Source organism: Pedobacter alpinus (assembly GCF_042684645.1).
Classification (GTDB): Bacteria; Bacteroidota; Bacteroidia; order Sphingobacteriales; family Sphingobacteriaceae; genus Pseudopedobacter; species Pseudopedobacter alpinus.
In genome coordinates this window covers 97,192-103,739 of record NZ_JBHULV010000045.1, presented here as the reverse complement: position 1 = coordinate 103,739, position 6,548 = coordinate 97,192, and the positions used below count along the sequence as shown (strand labels likewise).

Below are 6,548 nucleotides of genomic sequence, written 5' to 3'. Positions count from 1 at the left end.
TTCATAGTTTCAAATTTAATGTGTTTAAATTAAATCTGACAATAAAATCCCTCTAGTCAAAGGTAGGAACTCCACCATCGACTGTCACACGTAGGTAGATATACCTTAAATTTCCTTTTTCATTTTTGGGTTTCTTCAGAAAGAAGATTAGCACGAAGCTTTTTTCTAACATAACAACATCATTATTAGATTAAACAAATGTCGAAATGTAGTCTCATCAAATCAAGATGTTTAATGGTTGAACACCTTGATTCACAGCTATAAGCGTCACTTTCAACGCGTCTTTTTTTCTAGTTTTAAAAGACGTCATGAATGACGCTCATAAATATTGGGTTTTATTATATAATTTGGCAGGGCTTAAAACCAAAAAAGCCTTCAAATCATATCATTCGAAGGCTTTTGCACATTTTTAAAATGTAATTGGCGGAATGGACGGGACTCGAACCCGCGACCTCCTGCGTGACAGGCAGGCATTCTAACCAGCTGAACTACCACTCCGTTAGTCCGTTCATTTCTGTTCGGGAGTGCAAATATAGGTTATTTATTCAAAAAGCTACTTAAATTTAAAATTAATAGTGATTAAAAGCCTAAACCCTATGGTATTCAATCAATCCGTCCATTGGGTTTCTTATAATGTTTCCTATTTTCATTTCAAATTCATTAGCTACCGCATTTAATTGAGGTAAGAAATTGTGAGCAATAGAGCCTACACAGTTAAAAGTTTCATCTTTATAATTAGGGTAGTAATTAACAATGTTTGTAAAAAAATCTCTAAAAGATGATTTAACCATTTCATCTATAAAAGGATGTGTAATGTGCTTACTAATAAACGGACAAAAGCTTGCGCAATAAGTATTAGGCATTTTAGTAGCATATACTTCGTTTACAATGTCATTTGCTGTTAAGTGATAGTTTTCAAAAAAATCTAGCACTAAACTTTCAGGAAGATAAGCTCTTGAGTAAGCCGTAAGTAACTTTTTCCCTAAGTATCCACCGCTTCCTTCATCTCCCATTAAAAAACCTAATGAATTTACAATGTGTGTTATCTTTTTTCCGTTATATAAGCAACTGTTGGTACCCGTTCCTAAAATACCTACAAAACCTGCTGTGTTACCAAGTACAGATCTGGCCGCAGCCAATAAATCAATATCCACATAACTTACAGCATTTTTAAAAGTATCTTTTAAGGCATCCTTAATAATAAAACCTTTATCTTCACTGCAGCCGGCACCATAAAAATTAACTTCTGTAATTAATTCTGGTTTTATTTCATTAGGTAACCCTGCTTTAATAGAATTAGCAATATAAGAACTGTCTAAATAATAAGGGTTATAACCCTCGGTAGCAAAATGAAAATCTGTATTATTAATACTTTTTAAACACCAACTTGTTTTGGTAGAGCCACTATCTGCTAAAAGAATCATGTTAAAAATATTTTAAGGATAATTGCTTTAACAGTTAATAATTGTAAAGCGGTTTATAAATTGTAAAACCAAATATATAAAAAGTTGATTAATCTTTTAAAAAAAATTAAAAAGATTTGATTTATTATTCTTTATTTTCGTGAAAAGATATACATATAATTATCCTTAATTATTTAAAGAGCTATTGGGATGCTGTATTATTTTAATTTTAAGAATATTTATGGATGTTTACATGCTATTAATCTGTTGTAGAAAAAATGCTTTATTATAATTGCAAATATGTTTAACGCCAATAAAAAGAACTCAAAGCTTTATTTCGAAATAATTAAACAAATCTTCTATAACAAGACTATGTCTTGTGCAGACGTTAGCTTGCAAATAGATAAAAGCATTCCATTAGTAACAAAAGCCATTGGTAATCTTATTGAAAAGGGCTTTGTTATAGAGAAAGGTTATGCAGCATCAACCGGAGGTCGTAGGCCTTTAATGTATGCTTTAAATGCAAGTCAAATTAATATTGTAGCCGTTGCAATGGATCAGCTATCTACAAGAATAGTAACTATTGATATGTTAAATAATTACGTTACACCTGTAGAAATTGTTGATTTAAAGCTTAAAAATAATCCAAATTCTTTAAGAGAACTCACGGCATTAATCGCCAATCATATCCAAAATTCGGGCATCAAAAAAGATAAATTAATTGGAGTTGGAATAGGCATGCCTGGTTTTGTAAATGCCAAAGAAGGCATTAACTATACTTATTTAGAATCTGGTAAAAAAAGTGTGAGCCAGCATATAACTGACGAATTAAATTTACCTGTTTTTATAGATAATGACTCTAGTTTAATTGCTTTATCAGAATTAAAATTTGGCTTGGCAAAAACTATTAACGACGCTATGATTATTAACCTTAGCTGGGGTATAGGTTTAGGTATGATTGTAAACGGACAGCTATTTAGAGGCCATAGTGGTTTTGCTGGCGAGTTAAGTCATATCCCAATTTCTGAAGAAGGATTATTATGTTCTTGCGGAAAACAAGGATGTTTAGAAGCCGAAGCTTCATTATTAGCGGTAGCAGATAAAGCTATTGAAGGCATAAACTCCGGAAGAAAAACAGGGTTAAAATATGATTCATCAACTTCTAAATTAGATATTGGTGATGCGGTTATGGATATAGCTAATAAAGGAGATCAATTTGCGATTGAGCTACTTTCTGATGCTGCCTACAAAATTGGAAGGGGTCTTTCAATCCTTATTCATATCATTAACCCAAAAGCTATCGTATTAAGTGGAAGAGGAGTAAAAGTGGGAAAATTACTTTTAGCCCCTATTCAACAAGCTTTAAACAAGTATTGTATTCCTCGCTTAGCTGCCGAAACGGAAATTTATATATCAGAAATTGGTTTTGATGCAGAATTAATTGGCTCCGCTATTTTGGTTATGGAAAGCTTAGGTAAAGACGCTAATTAGATGAATTACATTCCAAAAAAAAGATTTCAAATTGCTTTATTTCAAATAATTACAACAACTTAATAATTTTTTTAATAAGATTTAATGTTTTAATCTAAATTTTATTTAAGTTTGTTTATCAATGTTGGTCTTTAATATAAAAATATTATGTCTCGTTTAAACCTCTTAGAAGAAACCCGTTTTGAAAAACTTCCAGTTACTGTTTATGATAATCAAGATATAGCTTCAAAAAAAGTTGCTCAGCGTATTGCTACATTAATAAAAGCAAAACAAGAAGCTGGTGAAAAAGCAATCTTAGGGTTAGCAACTGGGGCTACCCCTGTTGGTGTTTATGCAGAGTTAATTAGGATGCATAAAGAAGAAGGTTTGAGTTTTAGCAACGTAGTCACTTTCAATTTGGATGAGTACTTTCCTATGAAGCCAAATGCTGCTCAAAGTTATGTAACCTTTATGAACGAGCAGTTATTTAACCATATTGATATTAAAAAAGAAAATATCAATATACCAGATGGTACATTGGCAGAAAATGACGTTGCTGCATTTTGTTTAGAGTACGAACGTAAAATTAGTGCTTACGGAGGTTTAGATTTTCAATTATTAGGTATCGGTAGAACAGGGCACATTGGTTTTAACGAACCAGGATCAGCACCCAACTCTGGTACAAGGTTAGTTACTTTAGACGATTTAACAAGAAGGGATGCTTCAAGAGATTTTGGGGGTAAAGAAAATGTGCCAACCAAAGCTATCACTATGGGAGTAGGTACCATATTTAAAGCCCGCGAAATTATTTTAATGGCTTGGAATCAGAAAAAAGCTTCCATTATAAAAAAAGCCGTTGAAGGAGAAATTTCTTCTGATGTACCTGCTACATTTTTGCAATTATCAGATCATGTAGAATTTATTTTAGATAAAGAAGCAGCTTCAGAACTTACTCGTTTTGATACACCATGGTTAGTAAGAGATTGCGCTTGGGCAGAAAAAACTATAAAAAAGGCGGTTATCTGGTTAGCTAAAAAAACCGATAAACCTATTTTAAAACTTACAGAAGAGGATTACAACAATAATGGTATGGCTCAGTTAGCTACCGAGAAAGGGCCAGTTTATAATCTTAACATTGATGTATTTAATAAATTACAGCATACCATTACAGGTTGGCCAGGTGGTAAACCAAATGCTGATGATAGCCAAAGACCAGAAAGAGCAGAACCGTCAATAAAAAGTTCAATCATATTTTCTCCACACCCAGATGATGATGTGATCTCTATGGGTGGTACATTTATTAGATTGGCAGACCAAGGTCATGATGTGCATGTAGCGTACCAAACTTCTGGAAATACCGCAGTTTGGGACGATGAAGCTTTGCGTTTTATGGAGTTCAATATAGATTTTGCTAAATCACAAAATACAGATGCCTCTGGTTTAGAAGCTACTTACGAGAAGATGAAGCAGTTTTTGGAGAATAAATCTCCAAACCAGCCAGATATTCCAGAGCTATTAACAGTTAAAGGTTTAATTAGAAAAGGAGAAGCAACGGCAGGAGCGAGATTTGCTGGTTTAGCTGATGAAAACATCCATTTTATGGCTTTACCTTTTTACGATAGATTAAAAGTTACCAATAAGGTAGATTTTGAAGACGATATTGTGGAAACAATGGAATTGCTGCGTAAAGTAAAACCTCAACAGGTATTTGCAGCCGGCGATTTTGCTGATCCACATGGTACACACAAAGTATGTTTCAATATCATTTTAACAGCTTTACAAAGATTAAAAGTAACTGATGATTGGGTTAAAGATTGTTGGTTATGGCTATACAGAGGTGCATGGCATGAATTTGAAATTCATGAAATACAAATGGCAGTTCCACTTTCGCCACAAGAAGTAAAAAGAAAAAGATTAGCAATTTTCAAGCATCAGTCGCAAAAAGATATGCCAGTTTTCCCTGGAGATGATGCTAGAGAATTTTGGGTAAGAGCAGAGGAAAGAACAAGCGAAACGGCAAGAGCTTATGATAAATTAGGTTTGGCAGAGTACGAAGCTATGGAAGCATTTGTGAGATGGGAGTTTTAATTGCAAATTTTTAACGCTATAAAATACATGACACAAACATCAAAAGACACTGCTGTTAATACAAAAAACGGAATCAATCCTATCATTATAATAGGCGCCTTGTTCTTTATTTTCGGGTTTATTACATGGTTAAATGGTACATTAATTCCATTTCTTCAATTAGCCTGCGAATTAAACACATCGCAAGCACTTTTGGTAACATTTGCTTTTTATATGGCCTATTTCTTTTTGGCTATACCTTCCTCCTATATTTTAAAATGGAGCGGCTTTAAAAACGGAATGTCTTTAGGTCTTTTTGTAATGGCTATTGGTGCTTTAATATTTGTTCCAGCAGCAATGATGAGGGCTTTTCCATTATTTTTGATAGGCTTATTTGTTCAAGGGATGGGACTTTCATTACTTCAAACTGCATCAAACCCATATATTACTGTAGTTGGGCCCATAGAAAGTGCTGCAAAAAGAATCAGCATTATGGGTATCTGTAATAAAGTTGCAGGTGTTTTAAGTCCGCTTATTTTAAGTGCAATGGTACTTAAAGGCGCAACAGAAATAGAAGAAAAAATAAAAATAATTACAGATCCATTAGAAAAAGAAGGATTATTAGATGCGTTAGCAAATCGTGTAATTTTACCTTATATCATTATTGCAATAGTATTAGTGATTTTGGCTATATTAATTAGGTTATCATCTTTACCAGAAATAAATACAGATGAAGATGAAGTAGATACCGACGGGAAAGTAGTTGCCTCAAGAGCGAGCGTTTTTAGTTACAGGAACTTAAATTTAGGCGTAATATGTCTTTTTTTATATGTTGGGGCCGAAGTTATGGCTGGCGACGTAATAGGTACTTATGGAAGTTCATTAGGCATGGGGTTAGATCAAACTAAAATTTTCACCTCTTACACTTTAGCAACCATGGTTTTGGGCTATATTTTAGGAATAGCTTTAATTCCAAAATATATAAAACAAGAAACAGCATTAATGGTTGCTGCCATTATAGGTTTGTTGTTTACCCTTGCTTCATATTTAACAACTGGTTATACAAGTATTGTTTTTATTGCTTTATTGGGCTTAGCAAATTCTATTATGTGGCCCGCTATATTCCCATTAGCAATTAAAGGTTTGGGTAAATTCACAAAAATAGGCTCGGCATTGTTAGTAATGGGTATTTCTGGAGGAGCAATTTTACCTCAAATTTATGCTAGCTTAGAAACATCACTTGGGCCACAAACAGGCTTTTTAGTTTGTATGTTTCCAGCTTATTTATACATTTTATTTTATGCCGTAGAAGGACATAAAACTGTAAAAGCTTAAAAAAAATTTTACATTAATTTGAAGGTGTTTTCGTGGGGAAATGCCTTCATTTTTTTTATTATCATCAACTTTCAGCTGCATTAACTAAATCAAAAGATTATCTTTTTTAAAGAAAACCTTTTATGGCTGTTGATAGGTTTTTATCATACTAAAAAATCATATCAGATTTAATGATGAGGTTGAATTTTTATTGAAAAAACCTCTGCTTTGTTAGTCCCGTTTTCAAACTCCATCTTCTATTGTAAGGCATTTCATGTGATAGTTTATTACCTA

At 33.0% G+C, this 6,548-nt stretch carries 4 protein-coding genes and 1 tRNA gene; 3 read left to right on the top strand and 2 right to left on the bottom strand.

The window, feature by feature from the left end; translation table 11 throughout:
• Nucleotides 1-421 precede the first annotated feature (421 nt).
• Both ACFSSE_RS13015 and ACFSSE_RS13010 read right to left on the bottom strand, forming a co-directional pair.
• Nucleotides 422-498, bottom strand: a tRNA-Asp gene (locus tag ACFSSE_RS13015).
• Nucleotides 499-587: 89 nt separating this feature from the next.
• Entirely contained in the window at nucleotides 588-1,424 is an 837-nt protein-coding gene (locus ACFSSE_RS13010; protein WP_379047278.1) for an N-acetylglucosamine kinase, read from the bottom strand.
• Nucleotides 1,425-1,775: 351 nt separating this feature from the next.
• On the opposite strand from ACFSSE_RS13010, the gene ACFSSE_RS13005 reads away from it, so the two are divergent.
• The 3 genes from ACFSSE_RS13005 (at nucleotide 1,776) to ACFSSE_RS12995 (ending at nucleotide 6,275) form a co-directional block, all read left to right on the top strand.
• Complete coding sequence (locus ACFSSE_RS13005; protein WP_379047275.1) at nucleotides 1,776-2,894, top strand: ROK family protein; 1,119 nt, start codon at nucleotides 1,776-1,778, stop codon at nucleotides 2,892-2,894.
• Between the two features lie 147 nt (nucleotides 2,895-3,041).
• Nucleotides 3,042-4,961, top strand: coding sequence for a glucosamine-6-phosphate deaminase (gene nagB, locus ACFSSE_RS13000; protein ID WP_379047272.1), 1,920 nt, complete (start codon nucleotides 3,042-3,044; stop codon nucleotides 4,959-4,961).
• A gap of 27 nt (nucleotides 4,962-4,988) precedes the next feature.
• Complete coding sequence (locus ACFSSE_RS12995; protein WP_379047269.1) at nucleotides 4,989-6,275, top strand: sugar MFS transporter; 1,287 nt, start codon at nucleotides 4,989-4,991, stop codon at nucleotides 6,273-6,275.
• The last annotated feature ends 273 nt before the right edge of the window (nucleotides 6,276-6,548 follow it).

What these genes read in the sequence shown, in the direction of transcription:
- ACFSSE_RS13010 (WP_379047278.1), bottom strand. Translation starts at nt 1,424, where the DNA reads ATGATTCTTTTAGCAGATAGTGGCTCTACCAAAACAAGTTGGTGTTTA.
- ACFSSE_RS13005 (WP_379047275.1), top strand. Translation starts at nt 1,776, where the DNA reads ATGTCTTGTGCAGACGTTAGCTTGCAAATAGATAAAAGCATTCCATTA.
- nagB (WP_379047272.1), top strand. Translation starts at nt 3,042, where the DNA reads ATGTCTCGTTTAAACCTCTTAGAAGAAACCCGTTTTGAAAAACTTCCA.
- ACFSSE_RS12995 (WP_379047269.1), top strand. Translation starts at nt 4,989, where the DNA reads ATGACACAAACATCAAAAGACACTGCTGTTAATACAAAAAACGGAATC.